At 68.6% G+C, this 24,431-nt stretch carries 16 protein-coding genes; 11 read left to right on the top strand and 5 right to left on the bottom strand.

The annotated features are described in order from the left end of the window. The first annotated feature begins 3 nt into the window (after window positions 1-3). From PFX91_RS01695 to PFX91_RS01685, 3 genes are all read left to right on the top strand, one after another. On the top strand, window positions 4-2,835 hold the full coding sequence (locus tag PFX91_RS01695) for a vitamin B12-dependent ribonucleotide reductase (RefSeq protein WP_285728877.1): 2,832 nt from the start codon (window positions 4-6) through the stop codon (window positions 2,833-2,835). Window positions 2,836-3,254: 419 nt separating this feature from the next. Beyond that, window positions 3,255-5,000: an SPFH domain-containing protein gene (locus PFX91_RS01690; RefSeq protein WP_285728972.1), complete on the top strand. Its 1,746-nt coding sequence runs from the start codon at window positions 3,255-3,257 to the stop codon at window positions 4,998-5,000. Next, a complete protein-coding gene (locus PFX91_RS01685; RefSeq protein WP_285728875.1) occupies window positions 5,001-6,464 on the top strand; it encodes an SPFH domain-containing protein in 1,464 nt (487 codons plus the stop codon). It begins immediately after the preceding gene. 149 nt (window positions 6,465-6,613) lie between these two features. Here the strand turns inward: PFX91_RS01685 and PFX91_RS01680 are convergent, their stop codons facing one another. Next, window positions 6,614-7,270, bottom strand: a complete 657-nt coding sequence (locus PFX91_RS01680; RefSeq protein WP_285728874.1) for a hypothetical protein — start codon at window positions 7,268-7,270, stop codon at window positions 6,614-6,616. A gap of 502 nt (window positions 7,271-7,772) precedes the next feature. On the opposite strand from PFX91_RS01680, the gene rnhB reads away from it, so the two are divergent. The 4 genes from rnhB (at window position 7,773) to PFX91_RS01660 (ending at window position 12,820) form a co-directional block, all read left to right on the top strand. After that, on the top strand, window positions 7,773-8,471 hold the full coding sequence (rnhB, locus tag PFX91_RS01675) for a ribonuclease HII (protein WP_285728873.1): 699 nt from the start codon (window positions 7,773-7,775) through the stop codon (window positions 8,469-8,471). A gap of 221 nt (window positions 8,472-8,692) precedes the next feature. Then, the gene (locus tag PFX91_RS01670; protein WP_285728871.1) at window positions 8,693-11,173 is read left to right on the top strand and encodes an AAA family ATPase; all 2,481 of its coding nucleotides are present in this window, start codon (window positions 8,693-8,695) and stop codon (window positions 11,171-11,173) included. A 62-nt stretch (window positions 11,174-11,235) separates the two neighbouring features. Continuing rightward, window positions 11,236-11,961, top strand: a complete 726-nt coding sequence (locus PFX91_RS01665) for a nucleotidyltransferase family protein (protein WP_285728870.1) — start codon at window positions 11,236-11,238, stop codon at window positions 11,959-11,961. Window positions 11,962-12,022: 61 nt separating this feature from the next. After that, the gene (locus PFX91_RS01660; protein ID WP_285728869.1) at window positions 12,023-12,820 is read left to right on the top strand and encodes a tyrosine-protein phosphatase; all 798 of its coding nucleotides are present in this window, start codon (window positions 12,023-12,025) and stop codon (window positions 12,818-12,820) included. Window positions 12,821-12,950: 130 nt separating this feature from the next. Here the strand turns inward: PFX91_RS01660 and PFX91_RS01655 are convergent, their stop codons facing one another. After that, window positions 12,951-14,567, bottom strand: a complete 1,617-nt coding sequence (locus PFX91_RS01655; RefSeq protein WP_285728971.1) for a hypothetical protein — start codon at window positions 14,565-14,567, stop codon at window positions 12,951-12,953. 195 nt (window positions 14,568-14,762) lie between these two features. Then, window positions 14,763-15,050, bottom strand: a complete 288-nt coding sequence (locus PFX91_RS01650; protein WP_285728867.1) for a hypothetical protein — start codon at window positions 15,048-15,050, stop codon at window positions 14,763-14,765. Window positions 15,051-15,641: 591 nt separating this feature from the next. Here PFX91_RS01650 and PFX91_RS01645 point away from each other — a divergent pair. Together PFX91_RS01645 and PFX91_RS01640 are read left to right on the top strand one after the other, a co-directional pair. Then, on the top strand, window positions 15,642-17,723 hold the full coding sequence (locus tag PFX91_RS01645; protein ID WP_285728865.1) for a SpoIIE family protein phosphatase: 2,082 nt from the start codon (window positions 15,642-15,644) through the stop codon (window positions 17,721-17,723). A 308-nt stretch (window positions 17,724-18,031) separates the two neighbouring features. Further along, the gene (locus PFX91_RS01640) at window positions 18,032-19,711 is read left to right on the top strand and encodes an RNA polymerase sigma factor (RefSeq protein WP_285728863.1); all 1,680 of its coding nucleotides are present in this window, start codon (window positions 18,032-18,034) and stop codon (window positions 19,709-19,711) included. Between the two features lie 373 nt (window positions 19,712-20,084). On the opposite strand, the gene yaaA is transcribed toward PFX91_RS01640, so the two are convergent. Next, window positions 20,085-20,831, bottom strand: a complete 747-nt coding sequence (gene yaaA, locus PFX91_RS01635; RefSeq protein ID WP_285728861.1) for a peroxide stress protein YaaA — start codon at window positions 20,829-20,831, stop codon at window positions 20,085-20,087. A 182-nt stretch (window positions 20,832-21,013) separates the two neighbouring features. Between yaaA and PFX91_RS01630 the strand changes: the two genes are divergently transcribed. Beyond that, a complete protein-coding gene (locus PFX91_RS01630) occupies window positions 21,014-21,667 on the top strand; it encodes a GNAT family N-acetyltransferase (protein WP_285728859.1) in 654 nt (217 codons plus the stop codon). A 70-nt stretch (window positions 21,668-21,737) separates the two neighbouring features. Here PFX91_RS01630 and PFX91_RS01625 read toward each other — a convergent pair whose 3' ends face one another. Further along, window positions 21,738-21,941 carry a DUF7455 domain-containing protein gene (locus PFX91_RS01625; RefSeq protein ID WP_285728857.1) on the bottom strand — a complete coding sequence of 68 codons (204 nt, stop codon included), beginning with the start codon at window positions 21,939-21,941 and terminating at the stop codon, window positions 21,738-21,740. 379 nt (window positions 21,942-22,320) lie between these two features. Here PFX91_RS01625 and PFX91_RS01620 point away from each other — a divergent pair, with 379 nt between their 5' ends. Beyond that, window positions 22,321-24,426, top strand: coding sequence for a DNA gyrase/topoisomerase IV subunit B (locus PFX91_RS01620; protein ID WP_285728856.1), 2,106 nt, complete (start codon window positions 22,321-22,323; stop codon window positions 24,424-24,426). The last annotated feature ends 5 nt before the right edge of the window (window positions 24,427-24,431 follow it).

Here is a 24,431-nt window from a genome sequence, read left to right as displayed (position 1 = left end):
GCGATGACGGAAACCGCCAGCGGCCCGACGGGGCGCAAGGGCAAGAACAGCCGCAAGGGGATGAAGATGAAGCGGGTGTTCACCTCGACCGGTGTACACCCCTACGACGAGTTGGAGTGGGAGCGCCGCGACGTCGTCATGACGAACTGGCGCGACGGCACGGTCAACTTCGAGCAACGCGGAGTGGAGTTCCCCACCTCCTGGTCGATGAACGCCACGCAGATCGTGGCGAGCAAGTACTTCCGCGGCGCCGTCGGCACCCCCGAACGCGAGTGGAGCCTCAAACAGCTCATCGACCGGGTCGTCGGCGTCTACACCGAGACCGGGCGCGAGCACGGCTACTTCGCCTCCGAGGCGGACGCCGAGGTCTTCGACCACGAGTTGAAGTACGCCCTCGCACACCAGATGTTCAGCTTCAACTCCCCGGTGTGGTTCAACGTCGGCACCACGTCGGCCCAGCAGGTCAGCGCGTGCTTCATCCTGTCCGTGGACGACACCATGGAGTCGATCCTGGACTGGTACAAGGAGGAGGGGATCATCTTCAAGGGCGGATCCGGCGCGGGTGTGAACCTGTCGCGTATCCGCTCCAGCAAGGAACTGCTCTCCTCCGGCGGCACCGCCTCGGGCCCCGTGTCCTTCATGCGCGGTGCCGACGCCTCGGCCGGGACCATCAAGTCCGGCGGCGCGACCCGCCGGGCGGCCAAGATGGTCGTCCTGGACGTCGACCACCCCGACATCGAGGAGTTCATCGAGACCAAGGCCCGTGAGGAGCACAAGATCCGTGCCCTGCGCGACGCCGGTTTCGACGTGGACCTGGGCGGCGAGGACATGTTCAGCGTCCAGTACCAGAACGCCAACAACTCGGTGCGGGTCTCCGACGAGTTCATGCGTGCGGTGGAGACCGGTTCCGAATTCGGCCTGACCTCCCGTACCACCGGCGAGGTCGTGGCCACCGTCGACGCCGGAGAGCTGTTCCGGCGCATGGCCAGGGCCGCGTGGGAGTGCGCCGATCCCGGGATCCAGTACGACGGCACGATCCAGGACTGGCACACCAACCCCGAGAGCGGACGCATCAGCGCGAGCAACCCGTGCAGCGAGTACCTCTCGCTGGACGACTCCTCCTGCAACCTGGCCTCGATCAACCTGTTGAAGTTCCTGCGCGAGGACGGCACCTTCGACGTGGAGCGTTTCACCAGGCTCACCGAGCTGGTGATCACGGCGATGGACATCTCCATCACCTTCGCCGACTTCCCGACCGAGAAGATCGGCGAGACGACCCGCGCCTACCGCCAGCTCGGCATCGGCTACGCCAACCTGGGCGCCCTGCTGATGGCCAGCGGTCACGCCTACGACTCCGACGGTGGGCGCGCCGTCGCGGCGGCCATCACCTCGCTGATGACGGGGACCGCCTACCGGCGCAGCGCCGAGCTGGCCGGGGTGGTCGGACCCTACGCCGGCTACGCGCGCAACGAGCAGGCCCACAAGAGGGTCATGCGCAAGCACGCCGCCGCCAACGACGACCTGCGCACCGTGGGCGCCCTGGAGGAGCCGATCCACTCCGCGGCCACCCGTGAGTGGGCCGAGTGCCTGAGGATCGGCGAGCGCAACGGATGGCGCAACGCCCAGGCGAGTCTGTTGGCGCCCACGGGGACCATCGGCTTCATGATGGACTGCGACACCACCGGTATCGAGCCCGACTTCTCGCTGGTCAAGTTCAAGAAGCTGGTGGGCGGCGGTTCGATGCAGATCGTCAACCAGGCCATCCCCCGCGCCCTCGGCACCCTGGGCTACCAGGACGAGCAGATCGAGGCGATCGTGGCGTACGTGTCCGAGAACGGCCACATCGTGGACGCGCCCGGCCTGAAGCCCGAGCACTACGAGGTGTTCGACTGCGCGATGGGCCGCCGCTACATCGAGCCCATGGGGCACGTGCGGATGATGGCCGCCGTGCAGCCGTTCCTGTCCGGTGCGATCTCCAAGACGGTGAACGTGCCGGAGGAGGCGGGGGTCGAGGACTTCGAGCACATCTACTTCCAGGGCTGGAAGATGGGACTGAAGGCGCTCGCGGTCTACCGTGACAACTGCAAGGTGGGCCAGCCGCTCTCCAGCGGTAAGACGGAGAAGAAGGCCGAGCCCGAGGAGCGGGTCGTCGAGGTGGTCCGTCCGGTCCGGCGTCGCCTGCCCAAGAAGCGTCCGAGCGAGACCACGTCGTTCTCCGTCGGTGGTGCCGAGGGGTACATCACGGCGGGCTCCTACCCGGACAACGGTCTGGGCGAGGTGTTCATGAAGCTCGGCAAGCAGGGATCGACCCTGGCCGGGGTGATGGACGCCTTCTCCATCGCGATCTCCATCGCCCTACAGTACGGGGTGCCGTTGGAGACCTACGTGGAGAAGTTCACGAACATGCGGTTCGACCCCGCGGGCATGACCGACGACCCCGACATCCGCATGGCCCAGTCGGTGGTGGACTACATCTTCCGTCGTCTGGCCCTGGACTACCTGCCCTACGAGGACCGCGCCGCCCTGGGAGTGTTCTCGGCCTCCGAGCGTGAGGCCCAGGTGGCGGGTGACGATCCGGCCCAGGTCGCGGCTCAGGTGGAGTCCTACGCCCAGTCCGCGGCCACCAGCGAGACCCGGTCGGAGGAGGCCCCGGCCGAGTCGGAGAGGCCCGCCACGGCGGAGAGGCCCACCAGCGCCCACTCCACGGCCGAGCTGATGGAGGACAAGGGCTTCGTCGCCGACGCGCCGTTGTGCATGACCTGCGGTACCAAGATGCGTCCGTCGGGCAGCTGCTACGCCTGTGAGGGGTGCGGGGCCACCAGCGGTTGCAGCTGACCCCGGGCGTCCTTCCCAGGGAGCGCCGTGGAGCGAGGGCCCGCCACCCGGCAGACCCTCGCCCTCGCGGGAGGCGGGCGGGCTTCAGCGCTACCGGATCGAGGATGGCCGCTCGGGCGGCTCGGGAAAGACCGCATACTCCGCATGAGCACGCCGCGTCAGCGGCGTCGAGGACGAGGAGAGGGGCACGGCGCCCGACGCCGTGCCCCTCTCCGTGTTCACCGACCTGGACTTCTCCCTCGGTCCTCCTGGTCACGCTCGGGACACGACCTCTGGGTTTCGGTCGTCTCTCATGTCAAGGTTGGTCTGTCCACTACGGCTCGTCTGGCCACGTGAACGGCCTCCCCCAGGAACCGGACCGTGATACGCGGCGTCGAAGTCGATAGTTCCCCGAACCTCCCGACAAGGAGTTCATGCCTATGTCGTTCGCGCAGACCGTGCGCAGCGCGGCCGGCGCCGTCGCCCAAGGGGGCGACCCGCGCAAGGCGGTGTCAGACGCACTACAACAGGCCACCGAAGGCGGTGGGCTCGACCCCAGGGACTTCATCGCCGCCCGTGAACAGGGCGACTCGGTCGGGACCCGGATCGAGCAGAAGAGCACCTCCCTCAACAACGCGGGCGAGGCGATCAACCGCAGTTACTACGAGCGTGGCTCCGGTGGTCCGGTCCACGTCATCTGTCCCATGGTGATCCCTCGGGGTCGTACCTTCGTGACGATGCTCCCGGCCATCGCGCTGGTGGCCCTCGGCCTGCTCGGAGCGGTCACGCTGCTGGTCCCGCAGGCCATCGCGGGCGGAAACCCGCTGATCCATCCCTTCTTCGGCATCCACTACTGGATCATCACGCTCGCGGTGGCCGCGTTCATGTGGTGGCGCCAGGGCATGGTCATGGTGCCGGAGGGCTGTGAGGCCATCGTCACCCGCTTCGGCAAGATGGAGAACATCTACCAGCCCGGCCGGGTCACGCTCTTCAACCCCTGGAAGCGCGTCTCCTACATCGTCAACACCACCCGCGAGTACCCCTTCAACGCGCCGATCCGCTCGGCTCCGACCAAGAGCGGCGTACAGGCCTCCATCGACCTGTTCGTGCAGTTCAGGATCGTCAACGCCACCGACTTCGTCTACACGCTGGGCGGGGTGCACGGCTTCCAGGAGAAGCTCAACAACGCGATCAGCGAGACCACCCGGAGCCTCATCTACGACCAGGAGGCCTCGGGCATCTACGACATGGTCGGTGACAACACCCAGAGCCTGCTGGAGCAGCTCAACCGGCAGTTCAGCGGGATCGTGGAGCTGACCAGCGCCAACATCACCCACGCCGAGCCCTCCAGCCAGGAGTACCGGATGGACCTGGCCGCGCCGGAGATGGTGCGCGTGGCCAAGGACGCCTACACCTTCGAGTACGAGCTACAGTTGCGCAAGGAGCAGAACGAGGGTGACCTGAACAAGGAGCTGGCCACCCTCAACGAGACCCTGTCCGCGATCCAGGCCGACATCGCCCAGTACCAGGCGCAGATGGACACCGCCCTGGAGAGGGAGACCAACCGCGCCCGGTCGCTGGCCCGCCAGCGTTTCGTGGAGGCCGAGTCCGAGGCCAACGCCAACGCGGCCCTCCTCCAGGCGCAGGCCTTGGACATCCGCGCGGTCAGTGCCGCCGAGGCGCCCGAGATCCTCAACTACCGCTTCCGCCAGAACCTCCTGGACAAGCTGGAGGCCGTCGCCGACTCCCTGCCCCAGGTGCTGCGGATCGGGTCGGGCGACTCCGCGAGCGTGGACTACCTGCGCATCGCCCAGGAGATCATCGGTCAAGCCGACACCGCCCTGTTCTCGCAGGAGGACATGGAGGCCATCCGCTCTCGGCTGGGTGAGATCCGCGGCCGTATCACCGAGCGGGAACAGGAGATCCGTGCACTGGTGGACGACGCCGACGCCCCGGACAAGGAGCGGAGCGACGGTGAGGACCCCGGTGAGGACCTCGTGGAGGAGATCCGCCAGTCGGTGTCCGAGGAGGCCATCGACGGACGTCTCTCCGACGCCTCCCAGGCAGGTCAGGAGACGTACGGGCGGCCGGAGCGACACGACGCCCCGTCGTACGGGGAACAGCCCCTGCCGCCGTGGTCGCAGAGCGGCCCCCAGCAGCCCGGACAGAACCAGGGAGGTCAGTAGATGAGCCAGCCCGTGAACGTCGGAAGAGGCTCCAGCATCAAGGAGTCCCTCGCCTCCTGGGGCGACCTGGCGAGCCTGCTGCGCGGTGGTGACCAGGGCGCGATCGTCCCCGTCGTCATCCCGCGCGACAACCGGGGCCTGCGCTGGATGATCCTGGTCTGGTTCGGTCTGTTCGCTCTGTGCTCGGCGTTGATGATGGCGCTGAACGGTGCGGTGGGCGGGGTCGTCGCCGGCACCGTCTACACGTTCCTCGCCATCCCGACCCTGCTGGTCGGCGTGATCAGTGTCGTGGTGGCCGGCCTGCTGTGGTGGCGCGGCTCGATCGTCGAGATCGAGGAGGGCACGCACGGCGTCCTCACCAAGTACGGCGCGGTCGTGAAGGCGATCGGCCCCGGACGCCACTACCTGTGGCACCCGTGGTCGAGGGTGGACTTCGTGGTGGACACCCGTACCGAGATCCCCTACACGGCTCCGGTACTGGCCTGCCCCACACGTGAGAACGTGCCGCTGAAGTCGATCGAGTTCTTCCTCAAGTTCCAGATCATCGATCCCATCAGGTTCGTGACGATCATCGGTGCCAGCAACTTCGACCTGGTGCTGTCCAGTGCGGTGCAGGACGCCATCCGCCAGCGCAGCCGTCAGGTCAACACCGAGTCCGCCTACGACCTGCGCGGCTCCAACGTCGAGGACATGCGGCGTCTGCTCAACAACCAGCTGGAGAAGTACGGTGTGCGGATCACCGGCTGCAACATCCCCGACGTGCAGCTGCCCAACCAGTACCAGCAGCACCTGGCCACACGGGAACGGGTCGCCAAGGAGCTGGTGGCCTACGAGCAGGAGTGGGAGCTGACCCGCAAGCGTCGTATCGACACCCTGCTGATGGACATCGAGCGGTCCAAGAAGACCCGCGACGCGAAGATCGTCGAGGTCAACGCCTCCCTCAACAAGGCGCGCAAGGACGTGGCCCAGATGTTGCAGGAGCAGGAGACCGAGGCCCAGCGGGTGCGCTACGAGATCGAGACGCGAGGCCGGGCCGACCTGGTCGCCGCGGAGAACGAGGCCAAGGCCCAGGAGCGTCTGGCCACCGCCTACCGGGACAACCGGGCGGTGCTGGAGTACGAGTTGGCCCGCCGTCGCCTGGACGTGGGCGCCGCGCTGGCCGAACGCGCTCCGCGCCCCGTGGTGGTGCAGACCGAGAGCGGTTCCGGGGACGGCTCGGCCTTGTCGACTCTGCTCACCGCACAGCTGCTTCCACAGGTGATGGACGGCGGTTCCGCGCGGCTCCGACGGGCAGAGTCGGCGGTCGACGCGCAGGACGTGCTGGAGTCGGCGCAAGGAGCCGTCGCAGCGGCGGCCGGGCGTCAGCAGCAGATGGCCGAGGAGTACCGCAACCAGCAGGACACCGCGATGCGACAGCAGTTCGAGCGCGGTGAGGGCTACGGCGGGCAGGGACGCCGCCGTTAGAGAGGATCTTCGTCCTCGTGCGCGAGGACGGGAGCGGGAGGGGACCGGGGCCGGGAACGGCCCTGGTCCCCTCCCGCCGTAGGGACCGGATCACGATCACGAGGGGTGCCGCCTCAAGGGGGCACCCCGTAACGCCTCCGGCCGGTTCGTCAGTGGTCCACCCAGACGTACCAGTCGCCTGACACGTGCTCGTAGATCTTCGACCCCTGGCCGGGGACGAAGACGCCCTCGGGGATCTCCTCGGTGCTGTGGGCGAGACCGGAGGGGGCGAAGAGCCCCGAGCCCTCGACCGCGTAGTGCGTGATGCCCTCCGACACCGAGATGCTGTGCAGCGAGTACAGTCCGGCCCTTTGGCCGTTGAGCGGGATGGTGGTGAGGTCGTCGGCGTCCTGGCGCAGGGCGAGCAGTTCCTCGGCGGAGGCCTGCACCCTCGCCTGCAAGGGGACGTCGGCCGCCGCCAGACCGAGCGCCGCCGCGGCGATCAACGGCGCCGAGACCCAGCGCAGCCAGTAACGGCGGATCATCGGACGCGCCACGGCAAGCGCGATCCCCAGACGTAGAGCCCCCATACCCGCCAACAGCAGGCCGCCCCCCAGACCAAGGACGAACGTGGGCAGGTGCCCCGCGGGCACGCTGTCCTCGAAGAGCAACGCCAGGCCGATCACCCCGCACGCGGGGATGTAGAGCCGTCCAGGCGGGCGCGAGGCCCAACTGATGAGGCGTTGGCCGAGGGTCGGCTTCTCCGCGATCTCGATCAGTTTGGCCATGGACCCGTCAGGGTCCGGGCCGGAAGCTGCGGCGGACATGGTGTTCCCCTCACCGAATCCGTGTCGTGGAGACGCTGACCTGGAGTAGAGGTGGCGAAAGGGGCCACTGGGCCGCGTCACAGTCGAAAAGGCCGTCGTGGTACGGCCCGCTCCACAGGATAGAGCAGTGGCGGGGAGTGCTTGGGGCGGTGTGACGAATCGTCGCGGACTTTCCCGTGCGCGTCGGGTGCCCCGCGGTGTCGTGCCCGCTGCGGTACGTCCGTCGCCGGCGACGACACGAGGAGGCCGGGGGAGCGTCGTTCGACGCTCACGCGTATCGGCGCGCACACCGCCGTGACCAGCGACGTTCCCGCATCGAGGAGGGGAGTGGCCCGGGGGAGGAGGCTCCGGGAAGGTCGGTCACCACCACCGCGCCGGGCAGCGGACACGTCGGACGTGTGAGCAGTCCCACTGCGGGGTTCCTGGGAGGGAGATTTCCACCAGGGGCCTGTTCGTTCCCCGATCGGGACCGGGCGGAGGCCGGACGGCTTAAGGTGGTGGCGTGTCGACCACTCCCTCACCAGCAGCACCACCGACCGCCCCCACCTACGAACTGGAGGAGGAACTCCGTTCCTCGGGAGCGCGGGTGGTCGCCGGTGTGGACGAGGTGGGGCGCGGTGCCTGGGCCGGCCCCCTCCTGGTCTGCGCGGCCGTCTCCGGTGAGGGTGAACCTCCCGCCGGTCTGACCGACTCCAAGAGGCTGACACCCGTGCGCCGCCGAGAGCTGGCCGAGCGGTTGCGTCCCTGGGTGGCCGACCACGCCTTCGGATGGTCCTCCCCCCAGGAGATCGACGAGGTCGGTATGACCGAGGCCCTGCGACGGGCCTCCCGCCGTGCGTTGGAGGCCCTCACCCCGCGTCCCGACGCGGTCATCCTCGACGGTGGACACGACTTCATCGGCCGACCCTGGCGGGTCCGTACCCAGGTCAAGGGCGACCTGACGTGTGTCAGCGTCGCCTCCGCCGCCGTCCTGGCCAAGGTCCACCGTGACTCCTTCATGGCCGAGCTGGCCGCCGAGCACCCCGGATACGGGTTCGAGCGCGCGGCCGGGTACCCCTCGCCCACGCACCGTGCGGCACTGGCCGAACACGGCCCGACCCCACACCACAGGATGAGCTGGGCCTATCTTGACGATCTGCCCGAGTGGAGGCACCTGCGTAAGGTCCGTCCCGTCTCCGGCGGACAGATCTCCCTCCTGTGACCTGCCAGGACACGGCGTCCGCCCCTCCGGGAGGGGAACCACCTCACCCTCCGCGCGCGGGTCCGCGGAGGAACGACACGCCGCCCCGCACTGGACATCGGACCCACGAGGGGCAAGGCTTTGGCTGTGGGTGTCGGCCCCTCGGTACCCCGTACCCCCGCTCCCCGCCGGTCAGGAGAGCCGAGACCGCCCACGGACCCCCAACGCAGGAAGGGGCAGAGGTGACCCGTGAGATGAGCTCCGCCGCGGAGCCGGGACAGGACTCGGGGCTCGATCGTCTGCGCGCTCTCTACCACCGGATCCCACTCGGCAGACGGCTCGTCTGTGCCCTGGTGCTGCTCACCGTGGTCGCCGTCCTCGCCTTCCTCACCGGCCTTCCCGTCCTGGGCGCGGTCACCGGGACCCTCGTCCTCCTGGTGGTCCTGGCCGCGCTCATGCGTTCGGTCGACGCCTTCGTCACCGTGATGGTGTGCGTGCTCTGGCTCGCCGTGGCCGTCCCCCTGTTCCAGATCCCCCTCACGGGCGAGCCCGTGACCCTGATGATCCTGCCGCTGCCCCTGGCGGTCGTGTCGGCCGCCGGTCGGGTCCGCGAGTTCCCCGTGTGGCATACCACCGCGCTCGCTCTCACCGCCGGACTCATCGCCGGGTTCTCCCTCGCCCTGGCCGGGCTGGTCATCGAAGCCTTCGACGCCTCCTGGGGCGTGGCCCTGCTCTACCTCGCGGCGGGAGCCTGTCTGTTGTGGCGGCTCTCGGCGTCTCGTCGGATCGTCAGGGAGAGTGAGAACAACCGGCGGGAGACCGACAGGGCCATGCCCGTCTCCCGCCAGGGCGGGCCGGTCGAGAGACCAGGCCCCTCCGGCGGCCCCGGAGACGCCGGAGACCGGAACCGGGCGTTGAGAGGACGCTCGGAGGCCGTCCCCCGCCCCGCCCGGTCGGCTTCGGGACAGGCCCCCGACGACGAGCCGGTTCCCGTCGACCAGGCCCTGGCCGAGTTGGAGGACATGATCGGGCTCGACCCGGTCAAACAGCAGATACGCGGGATCGCCGCCTCCATCGAGGCCGCCCGGCTGCGCGCCGACGCGGGTTTCCCCGTCGAACGTCCCCTGCGCCACATGGTCTTCTCCGGCCCGCCCGGTACCGGCAAGACCAGCGTCGCCCGCACGCTGGCCACGATCTTCCACTCCTTCGGTCTGCTGCCCACCTCCCGCGTGGTCGAGGCCCAGCGCGCGGACCTGGTGGGGGAGTACCTGGGCGCCACCGCCATCAAGACCAACGAACTCATCGATCGCGCACTGGGCGGCGTCCTCTTCATCGACGAGGCCTACTCCCTGGTCAACGAGGGCGACGGCCAGTCCGACCGTTTCGGCAACGAGGCCGTGCAGACCCTGCTCAAACGCGCCGAGGACGACCGCGACGGCCTTGTCATAGTCCTGGCCGGATACGAGAAGGAGATGGACTCCTTCCTCTCCTCCAACCCGGGCCTGGCCTCACGGTTCGCCACCCGTATCAACTTTCCGAGCTACTCCTCCGACGAACTGTCGCGCATCGCCGAGTCCCTCGTCCGCCAACGTGGGGACACCCTGGAGGCCGAGGCGGCCCAGGCGCTGCGGCGGAGGTTCGACCAGGTGGTCCAACGTCAGGTGATCGACGAGCTCGGCAACGGCCGTTTCGCGCGCTCGGTGGTCGAGAAGGCCTCCCAGGCCCGGGACGTGCGGGTGGTCACCGCGGGGGTCGACGGTGGGACGCCGGCGCCGCGACCCGAGGCCGAGGACCTCATCACCGTCCGGGCCGCCGACGTCGAGTCCGCCTACCGAGAACTGACCTCCCGCCTACCGGGCTTCGGTGAGGCCCCCGACATCGAGGAGGCGCTGGCCGAGCTGGACGCCATGATCGGCCTGGAGCCGGTCAAGGAGCAGGTCCGTTCCATCGTCGCCCAGCTCCGGGTGGCCAAGCTCCGTGAGGAACAGGGCCTGCTCAACCAGGCGCCCATGCGACACTTCGTGTTCTCCGGTCCGCCGGGCACCGGTAAGACCACCGTGGCGCGTGTACTCGGCCGGGTCTTCGCCGCCCTGGGATTGTTGGGTCGTGCCGACGTGGTCGAGGCCCAGCGCGCGGACCTGGTCGGTGAACACCTGGGGGCCACCGCGGTCAAGACCAACAGGCTCGTGGACCGGGCGCTGGGCGGCGTCCTGTTCGTCGACGAGGCCTACTCCCTGGTCAACCCCGGATACAGCGGTGGTGACGCCTTCGGGGCCGAGGCCATCCAGACCCTGCTCAAACGCGCGGAGGACGACCGTTCCCGGCTCGTGGTGGTGCTGGCGGGATATCCGGCCGAGATGGAGCGCTTCCTGGCCTCCAACGCCGGACTGTCCTCGCGCTTCAACGTCCGGGTGCGTTTCCCCTCCTATACGCCCGACGAACTCACGGAGATCGCCCGGACCGTGGCCGCGCGCACCGGAGACGCCTTCGACGACACCGCGCGCGAGGATCTGCGCAGCATCTTCACGCACGTGTGCGAGGCCGGATGGATCGACGAACTCGGCAACGGCCGTTTCGCCCGCTCGCTGTTCGAGAAGGCGTGCTCCCACCGGGACCTGCGCGTGTCCCAGGAGCTGGGGGAGGCCGCGACCGCCGATGATCTCACGGTGGTGACCAGCGCCGACGTGCGCAAGGCCTACGCCGAGGCGACCCAGCAGGTGTAGGGGTCTCCGATGGGAACGTTCCTCCTCCACCTCCGCCCCCGCGTGCTGCTAGTGTCCCGACCATGACCGCTACCTCACCCGTGTCCCCCGTCACCCAGGCGCTCATCCTCGCCGGCGGCCAGGCCACACGCCTGCGTCCCTACACCGACACCCGGCCCAAGGCGATGGTGGAGGTGGCCGGGCGGCCCATCATCGACTACCAACTGGAGTGGCTCGCGAGCCACGGTGTCGAACAGGTCGTCGTCTCCTGCGGCTACAGGGCCGAGGTGTTGCGAGAGCACCTGGAGACGAGCCGGGGCGGGCCGGAGACCACGTTGTTGGTGGAGGACGAGCCGCTCGGACGCGGCGGTGCCCTGCGCTACGCCTCCACGGGGCTACGTGATCCGGAGGCCCCCTACTTCGCCCTCAACGGCGACGTGCTCACCTGGTTCCCCCTGGACGAGATGGCCGCCCACCATCGGGAGAGGGGAGGGCTGGCGACCCTGGCCCTGGCCCGGTTCCGCACCACCTGGGGCGTCGTGGACGTGGACGAACAGGACCGGATCGAGGGGTTCACCCAGAGTCCGCTGCTGCCGGTGTGGATCAACGCGGGCGTGTACCTGTTCGAGCCCGGTATCACCCCGTTGCTGCCCGCCAAGGGGGACCACGAGTCCTCCACCTTCCCCGACCTGGCCAAGGAGGGGCGCCTGACCGCCTACCGTATCGACGGGTTCTGGCGTGGGGTGGACACCGTCAAGGACGTCAAGGAGGCGGGAGAGCAGATCACCGCCATGCGTGAGGACTCCTGACGGCGACGGGACCGGCCGTCGTTCCCCCCGAACGCAGGTCGGTGGGCCTTGCGCGGGCGGCTTGGGTATCGTCACGGACGTGACGAACGACGGCTTCATTCTCTCCAGCGTTCCCAACTTCCGTGACCTCGGCGGCCATCGTACGGCCACGGGCCGCACCGTCCGCCGTGGTCTGATGTACCGCTCCGACGCCCTCCACGCCATCGACGCCGACGAGTTGGCGGTCTACAACGGCCTGGGCATCCGGCAGCTCGTCGACCTGCGCACCCCCCACGAGCGTGAGACCCTGCCGGACGTCACGCCCGAGGGGGCCGAGTACGCGGTCGTGCCGGTGCAGGACCCCGAGACGGTCGGAGCCGGCTTCACCCTGGCGCTGACCGACCCCGAGAAGGCCCGGAGGATGTTCTCCGACGGCGCCGCCGAACGCTTCATGCACCAGGTCTACCGTGAGCTGGTCACCGACGCCGAGGCCCTCAACGGCTACCGTGACCTGGTGGAACGCGCGGCCAAGGGCCCCACCTCCCTGGTCTTCCACTGCACCGCGGGCAAGGACCGCACCGGGTGGGGGGCGGCCCTCCTCCTCAGCCTGTTGGGCGTGGAACGGCAGAGCATCGTCGCCGACTACCTGGCCAGTAACGAGCGTCAGGCCAACACCGACAAGTGGATGCGCTCGCTGGCCGCCAAGAGCGGCCTGGCGTGGGAGGACGTCATGCCGGTGACGCGTGTGCGGGCCGAGTACCTGTACACGTCCTTCTCCCACATCGACGAGGTCCACGGCTCCTTCGAGGGCTACGTCACCGACGGTCTCGGCGTCTCCCACGCCACCGTGGAACGGCTGCGCGAACGCATGCTGGTCTAGGTTGGTCGAGAGCCGTCGAACCGGTCACGGACACGGCGGATCGGCGTGGAAGGTCTCTCGGGTGTCCGCCGCACGGATCAGGTCCGGGCGGCGGACCCGTCCCCTGACGCCCTCTGAGACAGGGTAGGTTTCACAGCGCGTCCAGGCGGCGGCGCAGATCGCTCTCACTGGTGGCGGAGTCGAGCACCTCGCCCAGCGTGGCCAGTACCCTGGGGCGGTCCACGCCCCGGTCCAACATCCTGCGCGCCGCCGTCCACAGATTCGCGGGCTGTCCGTACCACAACCGTCTGGCCAGTCGCTCGTGTCGGTCCAGTTCGCGCTCGCGCTGGGGGTCGTTCCCGGTCAACGGCCGGTACCACCGGTCCTGGCCGGTGGAGTGCCGGCCACTGTGCGGAGTGGAGGCCTCGTACTCGCCGTAGTGGTCCAGCCGCAGCAGAGCCCTGCGGCCTCGGGCGGTGTGGGGGTCGAACTCCTCCGGTGCCCACGTCACCAGCTCGCTGGCCAGCAGAGGGAAGGCGAACATCCGTCGTGCCAGTGAGGCGAAGTCCCCGTCCGGCAGCAGTCTGCGGATCGCCTCCTGACGCAACCCCAGCGGGCGTGCCGGATCACGGTAGATGCGATGGAACTCGGCGGTGGACTCCCACACCGCGTCCAACGTCGCGCCCACCGCCACCTCCGGCAGTCCGCTGCGCGCACCCGCCCAGCGCACCCATGCCGCCAACACATGGGGCATGGCCTCCTGCTCCTCGGTCAGGAGCACCACCCGGCCGGGCAGCCAGTGCAACAGGAACGACTCCACCTTGCGCGGGCTGACCCGCAGTGGCCGACCGCTGTCCACATCGCAGCCGTGCGCGATGATGTGGTCGGTACAACGGCTGGCGGCGTAGGAGTCGGAGAGCTCGGCCGCCTCGTCGGAGGCCAGGAAGCGGGCGGCCAACACCGCGCGGCGGTCGCGTCGCCAGGCGGGGACGGGAGAGGTCTTCTCACCAAGGGGAGGGGAGGGCAGCGCCCGCACTCGGGCGTTGGCCAGCGGGAAATGCGTGGCCAGCGAACCACCGGTCAGGTCCGCGGCCTTCATTCCGACCAGTTCCACGGTCGGCCCCGCGGACCGGTCCGCCAGGGTGTCGGCCACCGCCTGCTCGGTGCGCTCCAACGCCCAGGACAACAGCGTTCGGGCCTCGGTCAGCTCCAGAGGGGAGAACCGGGCGAAGTCATCCGTCTCGGCCCTGCGTCGACACTGCTCCAACAGCCGTTCGACCTTGGTGGTCACCCAGGCGTCGCGCAGCACCCCGCCGCTGTTGTGGTCCAGGACCAGGATGAGCGCGTGCTCGGGCGACAGAGGGTCCCGGCCGCCGTGAGGGTCGTGGCCACGTCCGAACACGCACACCACGTCGTCGGTGTCGCCGAACTGGTCACCGCTGATGTAGGCGGCCACCGGAGTGACCGCACCGAGCTGGCAGGCCCAGTCCGGCACCTGGAGTCCGCGTTCCCGCAGCGCGATCATCCCCTGCTCGGCCAGGCTCCGTTGCGTGGTCGAGGTGCCCAGTGCGGCGACCGCCGCGAGCACGCCGAGCCCGGCGGAGGTACCCGAGGCGGTGGCATGCGCGATCAGGCCCTCGCCGAGAAGGCGTTCGACGTCCATGCCCGGGACCCGCTCTCCCCACCAGGCGCCGATCATCTCGCTGAAGGCCAGTTCGGCGTCCAGAGGATGGCGTACGGCGAGCAGTGCCCTGGCGGCGCGCAGCATCTCGTCGAAGACGGCACCGGGTACCGGTTCGGGACCTGTGGGTGGAGGCATCAGGGAGGACACCATCCGAGCGTATGCCGGCCTCGGGCATGGAACCGGCGTTCGGAACGCTCCGGGGCGGCTCCATGACGAGGACCCGCGAAGAAGGCGCGCGGGTCGGTCGGGAGGAGCCGCTCCTGTTCGGAGGACGTCGGTTCAGAGCTTTCCGGAGACGGCGCGACGGCCGGTGAACAGAGTCTTGCCCGGCCCTCGCGGCGCCTGCCGGATGCTCTGTGAGGGCGGCACGGAGTTCACCATCGCCTCCAGGTGTTCGCGGGCGACCCGCTCGACCAGATGCGGCGTGACCGTGATGCCCAGGTGTTCGACACAGTTCCAGGTGTCGCTGACGCAACGTTCGACGCAGCGATGGGACAAGGCGCTGAACTCATCGTGAAGTCGTGCTGAGATCTGCCTGAGATCCTGGACCGGGAAGGTCTGGAGCATTCTCGCTCACACCCCTAGTTTCGAAAGATGGCCTGGACGGTGACCTCCACCCATTTCACTTGTTCTGGACGGACTGTCAACCCCTCTCCCGGCGCGCTGTTGATAAAACCTCCGGGAATCATTGTTTACCCGAATACCACCATCACCGCAGGTCAGCACAATGAAAAGGATGTTTCGGGCATATGGTGTTCCTGTTTCCCGGGAGAGAGACGCAGACGCTCTGAGGCGCCATGGTCGGGAACCGTTCGGAGTACGGAGAGGAAACCCCCGCCCTTCGCGACACGGCCCTCCAGTGGCCTACTGTTTACCTTCCGCATGCGAGGACACCCCTCCCCGCGGAACGTGCTCGCCGGCCACGACCGCCGTTGCGCCCGGACGACTGTGTCTTATGCTTGGGCGGTGTCAGCGGCCGAGAGGAGTCGGTGAGCGTGACTCCCGGGAGCCGCGGAGCCTTCTGAACGCCTTCGGCGCCACCCGCTTTCCGGCATTCGCGCCGCGGACGGTCCGCGTGGTCGACAGGGGTTACGCGGCCAGGCAGCACCCCCAACGAAATCCGGATGGGGAATCGACGGTTCCGGAGGTGTCGAGCAGTTGAGTGCCGAGACGTCCATTCCTCCGCCCCGGACCACCAGGACGGAACTCCCCGACGCGGTGAAGACCCTTCTCACCGACTCTCCGGTCGGATTCGCCCTGCTCGGCCCCGACGGCGTCTTCGACACGGTCAACCGGTGCCTGGCCGCGGCCCTGGGGCGCACCCCCGCCGAATGTCTCGGCAGGACCCCCGGCGACCTGCTGCGCGAAAGCGGTGAGCACGAAGCGGCGGCCGAGCACCACACCCGGCTGGACGGGGTGCGCGAGGAGGGTCGTGTCGTGCGCGGCCGTTACCGCGCGCCTACGGGCCGGATGTGGGAACTGACCTGGTTCCCCGTGACCGCGCCGGACACGGGGGAGTCCCGTGTCGCCCTCATCGCGGTCCCCGGCGTCGACCAGGACGAGGACGCCGGGCACGACGGAGGTCCGGCCCAACGCCACGAGCAACGACTGCGCGCCCTGCTACAGGCGGGCAACCAGATCTTCTGGACCGCCGGCCCCGGCGGTGACATCCAGGAGGACTGCCCCCAGTGGCGGAGTATCACCGGACAGGAGCCGGAACGTTACCTGGGACGCGGTTGGCTGGAGGCCCTCCACCCCGACGACCGCCCCCGGGTCGAACGAGCCTGGGACGACGCGGTCCTGGACGTGACCCCCTTCGACGCCATGTTCCGTGTGCGCACGGTCTCGGGCGGTTACGGGCACTATCGGGCCCGCGCCCACCCGATCATGGACGGTCCCCGCCCCGCGGAATGGGTCGGCACCCTGGCCGACATCACCAACGAGCGGGAGGCCGACGAACTCCGACGGCGCCTGAACCAGCAGCTCAGCGAAGCGGCGATGCGCACCGCGCGCCTACAGAAGGCCACCTCCGACCTGGCCGAGGCGCTCACCGCCGACGAGGTCGTCAACGCCATGTCCGAGATCGGACGTTCCGGAGTGGGCGCCGACCACACGTGCGTGGTCCTGCTCGACCGGGACCGTCTCCGGCTGCACACCATCGCCACCGAGCGGGCCCACCGGCTGCCCCGCTCCGTCTTCCCGCTCGACCACCCCGACATCGCGGCCCGTGCGATCGCCGACCGAGTGCCCCGGCTGGCGGCCGATCCGGCACGGCTCTCCGAGCTGCTCGACGACGCCCCCGAGGTCGCCGAACTGGTCCGCAGCACACCGGAGAGGGCCTGGGTCGCCCTGCCGATGATGGCCGCGGGCCGTCCCATCGGCGCGCTGCGCTTCGCCTTCTCCACACCCCGGGAGATCACCGAGGAAGAGCGCGTCTTCCTGGAGGCCCTGGCCGGTCAGTGCGCGTTGGCCATCGGTCGTGCCACCCTCTACGAGCAGGAGCACAGCACCGCAGAAGAACTCCAGCGCAGTCTGCTGCCCGAGGAACTGCCGGAGGTGCGCGGCGTACGGCTGGCCGCCTACTACCGGTCGGGATCACAGAACGTGCAGGTCGGAGGGGACTGGTATGACGCCTTTCCGCTTCCCGACGGCCGCGTCGCCGGGGTGCTGGGCGACGTCATGGGCAAGGGCATCCCCGCCGCGGCGGGGATGAGTCGCATCCGTAACGCGCTGAGGGCCCTGGCCTTCTCCATGCCCGAGCCCGCCGACGTCCTCGCCGGGCTGGACCGCATGTTCGCGGCGACGGAGGGTATGGACCAGGTGACCACCCTGGTCTACTTCGTGCTGGACCCGGTCACCGGTCAGCTCGACCTCAGCAACGCGGGGCACCTGCCACCACTGGTCGTGGCCGGCAACGCGGGTCCGTTCCTGCTCGACACCGAACCGGACACACCGCTCGGAGTCAGTTCCGAACGGGGGCATCACAAATTCTTCGTGCAACCCGGTAACACTGTCGCCCTGTATTCCGATGGACTGGTTGAGAACCGCAAACGGTCCGTCGACTCCGGACTCGGTGAGCTCGTCGATGTCGCGTCGTCGGCTCCGCCGGAGGCGGTGGGCGATCCACAGCAGATGCTGGAGTACCTTGTTGAGAGCATGCTCGATGGGTATGAGCAGGACGATGACGTCACACTGCTCGCAGTTCAGCTTCCGGTGATCGATTCGGCACCGGAGCAGTAGCACCGGTTCGTGGCCGAGCGGTAGACCGACAGCAGACCGTACGAACAAGTCCATTGCCTTGTCTACAGTGAAGAAGCCGTTCCACCCCGCGACGTGGGGGTGATCCTCTACGGGGGTGACCTCCCGGAGCGCATACGCTTGAAGGGGCGAACTCTCCGCTGAGCGCATACGCTGAAAAACCAACGGCTTCCCCGTCCTAGTGGGGGACGATCCCAGGCCGCAGGTGGGAGAGGGCGTCGTCGCCCGGTCCCGGCCAGGCGGACCACCGGGTCCGACAATCTCGCCACACGTCCGTTCGAGAGGTGTTTGTGTCATCTGCCAGTTCGACTCGCTCGAAGCAGTCCGAGTCACTGCAAGAGCCCGTCATTCAGCAGCTGATCGAGCGTGGGCGGTCCCAGGGCTTCCTTGAGCCCGAGGACGTGCGCCGTGCCTTCGAAGAGGCCGAGATCCCGATGTCGCAGGCGCAGTCCGTGCTCCGCAGCCTCGCGAAGGAGGGCGTGACCGTGCTCGTTCCGGAGTCGGCCTCCTCCCGGCGCAAGACGCCGCGGCGCAAGTCGGCGACTACGCGGTCCACCTCGACCAAGCCCGTGAAGACCACCAAGGCCGCCAAGCCCGCCCGTGCCGCGGCGGCCCAGGAACAGCCCGAGACGGTCACCGAAGTGGTCGACCCCGCGGCGGAGGCCGGCGAGACCGCTGAGAAGGCGGCGCCCAAGAAGACCACCGCCAAGAAGACCACCGCCAAGAAGGCCGCTCCCAAGAAGGCGGCTCCCAAGAAGAGCACCGCCAAGGCGGCGCCCAAGAAGACCACGACGAAGAAGACCACCGCCAAGAAGGGTCTCGAACTCGCAGCGGACGGCGAGTTCACCGAGGACGAGGCGAGCCTGGACGACCTCGAACACACCGGCGCCGAGCTGGAACTGGTCGAGGACGCTCCGGACCCCACCGACAAGGACACCAAGCCCGCCAAACCCGAGGTCGTGGGCGCGCCCAACAAGAAACCCGCCAACGAGGACGAGTCCTTCGTCCTCTACGACGATGACGACGACGCCCCCGCGGCACAGGTCGTCGCGGCGGGTGCGACCGCGGACCCGGTCAAGGACTACCTCAAGCAGATCGGTAAGGTCCCGCTGCTCAACGCCGAGCAGGAGGTCGAGCTGGCCAAGCGCATCGAGGCCGGCCTCTTCGCCGAGGAGAAGCTGGCGGAGGAGGGCGACCACCTCTCCTTCGAGTTGCGCGACGAGCTGGAGTGGATCGCCGAGGACGGAGGCCGTGCCAAGAAGCACCTGCTGGAGGCGAACCTTCGTCTGGTGGTGTCGCTCGCCAAGCGTTACACCGGTCGCGGCATGCTCTTCCTGGACCTGATCCAGGAGGGCAACCTCGGTCTGATCCGTGCGGTGGAGAAGTTCGACTACACCAAGGGCTTCAAGTTCTCGACCTACGCGACGTGGTGGATCCGCCAGGCGATCACCCGTGCCATGGCCGACCAGGCGCGCACCATCCGTATTCCGGTGCACATGGTCGAGGTCATCAACAAGCTGGCCCGCGTGCAGCGTCAGATGCTCCAGGACCTGGGTCGCGAGCCCACCCCGGAGGAACTGGCCAAGGAACTCGACATGACCCCCGAGAAGGTCGTCGAGGTACAGAAGTACGGCCGTGAGCCGATCTCACTGCACACTCCGTTGGGTGAGGACGGCGACAGCGAGTTCGGTGACCTGATCGAGGACTCCGAGGCGATCCAGCCGGGTGAGGCGGTCAGTTTCACCCTGTTGCAGGAACAACTGCACTCGGTCCTGGACACGCTCTCCGAGCGGGAGGCGGGTGTGGTGTCCATGCGCTTCGGACTCACCGACGGCCAGCCCAAGACCTTGGACGAGATCGGCAAGGTCTACGGGGTCACCCGCGAACGCATCCGACAGATCGAGAGCAAGACGATGTCCAAGCTCCGCCACCCGTCGCGCTCGCAGGTGCTCCGCGACTACCTGGACTAGTCCGTCCGGGCGGTCGACCGCCCCGGGACCACGAGGACCGGGCCGGCCCCGATGCACCGTTCCGACCAGACGGGACGGTGCATCGGGACCGGCGTCCCTACGGTCCGCGCGGGTGTGGCGATGCCCGCGTGTACCGGAGCAATCCCCCGTGGTGCTCCAGGACCTCTGCCGTGCTCCGAGGCCTTCCTCGGGGCGATGTGTCATCCATCCGACGAGGACCATGCTGCCGTACACGCTGTAGGTAAGGCATAAAGTCGCGATACCGAGTCGTTATGTGACGGGGAGTGGCGGGCGCGCCGCTCCTTTGTCGTGTGACCGAACGTCTCCCATGGTCGAGTGGACCCCCGTGCCGTGCGTGGGCCTGGGGAGAGGTTCAGTCGCGGACGATCACGTTGAGGGTGCGTGGGTCGGGAAGTTCCGCCGTGTACCCCAGGTCCCGCAGGGCGGAGAGCAGTTCCTCGGGGGTGTCGGCGTCCACACCCTCCAGGAGGAGGGAACGGGCGACGTCGCCCCGAGCGGCCTTCGCCATGTGGCTGACGACCGAACGCTGGACCGCTCCGTCCACGAGGCGCTCACGCAGCACCTTGACGGCCACGCGGTCGACCGGCGCGAAGGCGGTGACGTAGGAGGCCGACCGGCAGTCGACCAGGAGTCGGCCCGCGACCATCTCCTTCAGGGGTTCGGAGAGCGCACGCCGCCAGTAGGCGCCCAGACCGCCCAGGGGCGGCAGCCTCACACCCATGGACAGGCGGTAGGGAGGGACCCGGTCGGCGGGGCCGAGCACGCCCCACAGGCCGGAGAAGACCAGCACCCGCCCCGCGGCTTCCGGCAGTTCGGGCAGGCCGAGACGGTCGTAGAGCACGCCCGTGTACAGGTCCGCCGCACGCAACGTGGGTGCGGCGGTCAGATCCAGGTTGCGTTTGAGCGCGTCGGCCTGTCTCACGCTGATGCCCAGGGTCTTCAGGGCCGTGTCCGTGGGCCCCGCGCACAGATCGACCAGGGCCTCCATCACCTTCTCGCGGGCCCCGGCCAGTTCGGGGAGGGTCAACGCGTCCAGGGCCAGACAGGGCCCCTCTCCGGATGTGGCCTTCCCCTCGGACGGCGGTAGCAGGATGAACATGTCGGGACTTTCCAGGTGGGCACGGACGTGTGACGGCCCGCCCATGGTAGGGCTTTCGCGCACGCCCCCGGCCGGAGGAGGGCGCGGGGTGAGGCGGATCGGTGGGGCGTGCCGTCGAAGAGGCACGACCGCGACGGTCTTTTCACTAGTATGAGCCCCTTCGTCAGGGGAGAGGGGCACGTGTGCACGAGTGGGCGCGAAGGGTGAGGCGGGACTGGCCGCCCTTCGAGGAGGAGAGGCGCGGCGGCTGGTGGTTCGGGTTCGCGGAGGGGATCACCAAACGGGCCAACTGTGCGCTGGTCGTGGATCCCGACGCGGACGTGTCGGAGGTCACCTCTCGTTACTCCACTCGTGGGCTGCGTCCCTGCGTACAGGTGTGGCCGGGGGAGGAGGCGGTCGATCGGCGTCTGGCCGACCACGGTTACAGGGTGGTGGAGCCCACATTGGTCCTGGCCCGTGAGCTCGACGAGCGCCCCGAGGGTCCGGGAACCTCCCGGATCGACGACTCTCCCGGCCCGGCGTGGGCGGATCGGCCCGAGAGGCGCATCCTCGGACAGGTCCGCACCGCCTACGGAGTGGCGGAACGGGGTCTGGGGCGGGGCGCGGCGGTGCTGGACGGGGAGTCGGTGGGCGTCTGTGGGATGTTCACCGAACCGCACGCGCGCGGCCGGGGCACGGCGGGCCGGCTTCTGGCCGACCTGCTCGGCTGGGCCCACGACAGGGGCGCGCGCCGGGCCTATCTGTGCGTGGTCGCCGACAACGTCTCCGCGTTGCGGTCATACGAGCGTTCCGGGTTCGTCGGGGTCTCGGAGTATCACAACCGGGTCCTGCCCTGAACGAGCCGAAGGCGGCGGTTCGTCAGAACCGCCGCCTTCGTTCCCGTTCGTGTGGCTAACGCTCGTTCGTTCAGCTCTTGTTGAGCTTGTCGGTCTCGTCCTGGATGTCCGAGGCGATCTTGCGGAGAGAGCCGTCGTGCTTGCGCGCGTGGTGAGCGCAGAACAGGAGCTCACCGCCGGAGTTCAGCAGCACGCGGACATAGGCCTGTGCACCACAGCGGTCGCAACGGTCAGCAGCCGTGAGCGGTTGGGTGGGGGCAAGGGTTCCAGTCACTTCGCCATCCTCAATACTCGGCGTTAGTCACCTCTGACAACATTTAACCCGACCAGGACCTTCCCAACCTGATCCCTTGTACGCCGACAGCGGAATCTGTCTGGTTGATGCCCTGGCAAGGCCTTTCTGGCTCGACGTCGCTTCTGGTCTGGTTGTACCCGGCGTCGAGGTTTCGCATCCCCCTAGGAGGACAAGTGGAGTGTCCAGGTCGCATCCAGCGGAGGTGGTAGTCTCGCGCGGGGCGGGCTCCGTCCTCCCGCTGAATCCCCGGCGGTAGCGAGTGACCGGCACGCCGCCTCCCTATGTCAGTGCGGCGCGATACAAAGGGCACGCACCGCATCAGCGCCCCGACAGCCCTCAAAACGCAGGAGAAGTCCGAGTGACCGCCTTGACCGCAGCCGTCCACGACCCCGAGGATTACTCCGCCCGACACCTGTCGGTCCTCGAAGGTCTCGAGGCGGTGCGCAAACGGCCGGGCATGTACATCGGGTCCACCGACAGCCGCGGCCTCACCCACTGCATGTGGGAGATCATCGACAACTCGGTGGACGAGGCCCTTGGTGGCTTCTGTGGGCGGATCGACGTCACCCTGCACGCTGACGGGTCGGTGTCGGTGAGCGACGACGGCCGGGGCATCCCCGTGGACGTCGAGCCCAAGTCCGGCCTTCCGGGTGTGGAACTGGTCATGACCAAGCTGCACGCCGGCGGCAAGTTCGGCTCGGGTTCCTACACCGCCTCGGGTGGTCTGCACGGCGTGGGCGCGTCGGTGGTCAACGCTCTGTCCTCTCGGATGGACGTGGAGGTCGACCGACAGGGCCACACCCACGCGATGAGCTTTCGCCGGGGGATCCCCGGGCGCTTCGACGCGGCCGGTCCCGACGCCGGGTTCACCGCGGCCTCGGGGCTGGAACAGGTCCGTAAGGTGGCCAAGAAGATCACCGGCACCCGCATCCGCTTCTGGCCGGACACACAGATCTTCCTCAAGGACGCCGAGATCGCCCGGGAGTCCCTGCTGGAGCGGGCCCGGCAGACCGCCTTCCTCGTACCGGGGCTGACCATCGCCGTGCGCGACGAGCGGACCGAGGGCGAGTCCCCCCACGAGGAGGAGTTCCGCTTCGACGGCGGGATCAGCGAGTTCTGTACCTTCCTGGCCCCCGACGAGCCGATCAGCGACGTGCTGCGCATCCAGGGCAGCGGCAGCTTCACCGAGACCGTGCCCGTCCTGGACGAGGCCGGGCACATGGTGCCCGCGGACATCGAGCGGCGTCTGGACGTGGACGTGGCCCTGCGCTGGGGCACCGGCTACGACACCACCGTGCGCTCCTTCGTCAACGTCATCGCCACGCCCAAGGGCGGCACCCACATCAACGGCTTCGAGCGTGCCCTGGTGCGGGTCATCAACGACCAACTGCGCGCGACCAAGCTGCTCAGGAACAGCGACGACCCCGTCATCAAGGACGACACCCAGGAGGGGCTCACGGCGGTCGTCACGGTCCGCCTGCCCGAACCCCAGTTCGAGGGGCAGACCAAGGAGATCCTCGGTACCTCGGCGGCGGCCAGGATCGTCTCCCAGGTGGTCGGCAAGGAACTGCGCGAGTTCCTGACCTCCACCAAGAAGGCGGAGAAGGCCAAGGCCCGGGCGGTTCTGGAGAAGGTGGTCGGGGCCGCCAAGGCCCGTCTCGCCGCACGTCAGCAGCGCGAGACCCAGCGTCGCAAGAACGCCCTGGAGAACTCGGCGCTGCCCGCCAAGCTGGTGGACTGCCGCAGTGAGGGGCTGGAGCACAGCGAGTTGTTCATCGTCGAGGGGGATTCGGCTCTGGGAACGGCCAAGCTGGCCCGCGACTCCGAGTTCCAGGCGCTGTTGCCGATCCGGGGCAAGATCCTCAACGTGCAGAAGGCCTCGGTCGCCGACATGCTCAAGAACGCCGAGTGCGCGGCCATCCTCCAGGTGGTCGGTGCCGGATCGGGCCGTACCTTCGACATCGACGCCGCCCGCTACGGCCGGATCATCCTCATGGCCGACGCCGACGTGGACGGGGCGCACATCCGCTGCCTGCTGCTCACGCTCATCTACCGGTACATGCGTCCCATGCTGGAGGCCGGAAGGGTGTACGCGGCGGTCCCCCCGCTGCACCGCATCGAGCTGGCCAACCCACGGCGCAAGCGTGGCGCCAAGCCCCAGGACCGCTACATCTACACCTACTCCGACGCCGAGCTCAACCGCACGTTGCTGGATCTGGAGAAGCGCAAGATCGCCTGGAAGGATCCGGTGCAGCGCTACAAGGGGCTGGGGGAGATGGACGCCGACCAGCTGGCCGAGACCACGATGGACCCACGCCACCGCACCCTGCGCCGCATACGGGTGGAACAGGCGGAGGAGGCCGCCTCGGTGTTCAACCTGCTGATGGGCAACGAGGTGGCTCCGCGACGCCGCTTCATCCAGGAGGGGGCACAGGAACTCGACGTGGCCCGCATCGACACCTGAGCCCT

This window comes from Nocardiopsis sp. ATB16-24 (assembly GCF_030271535.1).
GTDB lineage: Bacteria > Actinomycetota > Actinomycetes > Streptosporangiales > Streptosporangiaceae > Nocardiopsis.
Note: the sequence above shows the minus strand (reverse complement) of the source record. Positions and strands in the feature narration are given on the sequence as shown.

Bases quoted from the DNA above. Each gene is read 5' to 3' on its own strand.
- PFX91_RS01695 (WP_285728877.1), top strand. From the start codon at position 4: ATGACGGAAACCGCCAGCGGCCCGACGGGGCGCAAGGGCAAGAACAGC.
- PFX91_RS01690 (WP_285728972.1), top strand. From the start codon at position 3,255: ATGTCGTTCGCGCAGACCGTGCGCAGCGCGGCCGGCGCCGTCGCCCAA.
- PFX91_RS01685 (WP_285728875.1), top strand. From the start codon at position 5,001: ATGAGCCAGCCCGTGAACGTCGGAAGAGGCTCCAGCATCAAGGAGTCC.
- PFX91_RS01680 (WP_285728874.1), bottom strand. From the start codon at position 7,270: ATGTCCGCCGCAGCTTCCGGCCCGGACCCTGACGGGTCCATGGCCAAA.
- PFX91_RS01665 (WP_285728870.1), top strand. From the start codon at position 11,236: ATGACCGCTACCTCACCCGTGTCCCCCGTCACCCAGGCGCTCATCCTC.
- PFX91_RS01655 (WP_285728971.1), bottom strand. From the start codon at position 14,567: ATGCTGCGCGCCGCCAGGGCACTGCTCGCCGTACGCCATCCTCTGGAC.
- PFX91_RS01650 (WP_285728867.1), bottom strand. From the start codon at position 15,050: ATGCTCCAGACCTTCCCGGTCCAGGATCTCAGGCAGATCTCAGCACGA.
- yaaA (WP_285728861.1), bottom strand. From the start codon at position 20,831: ATGTTCATCCTGCTACCGCCGTCCGAGGGGAAGGCCACATCCGGAGAG.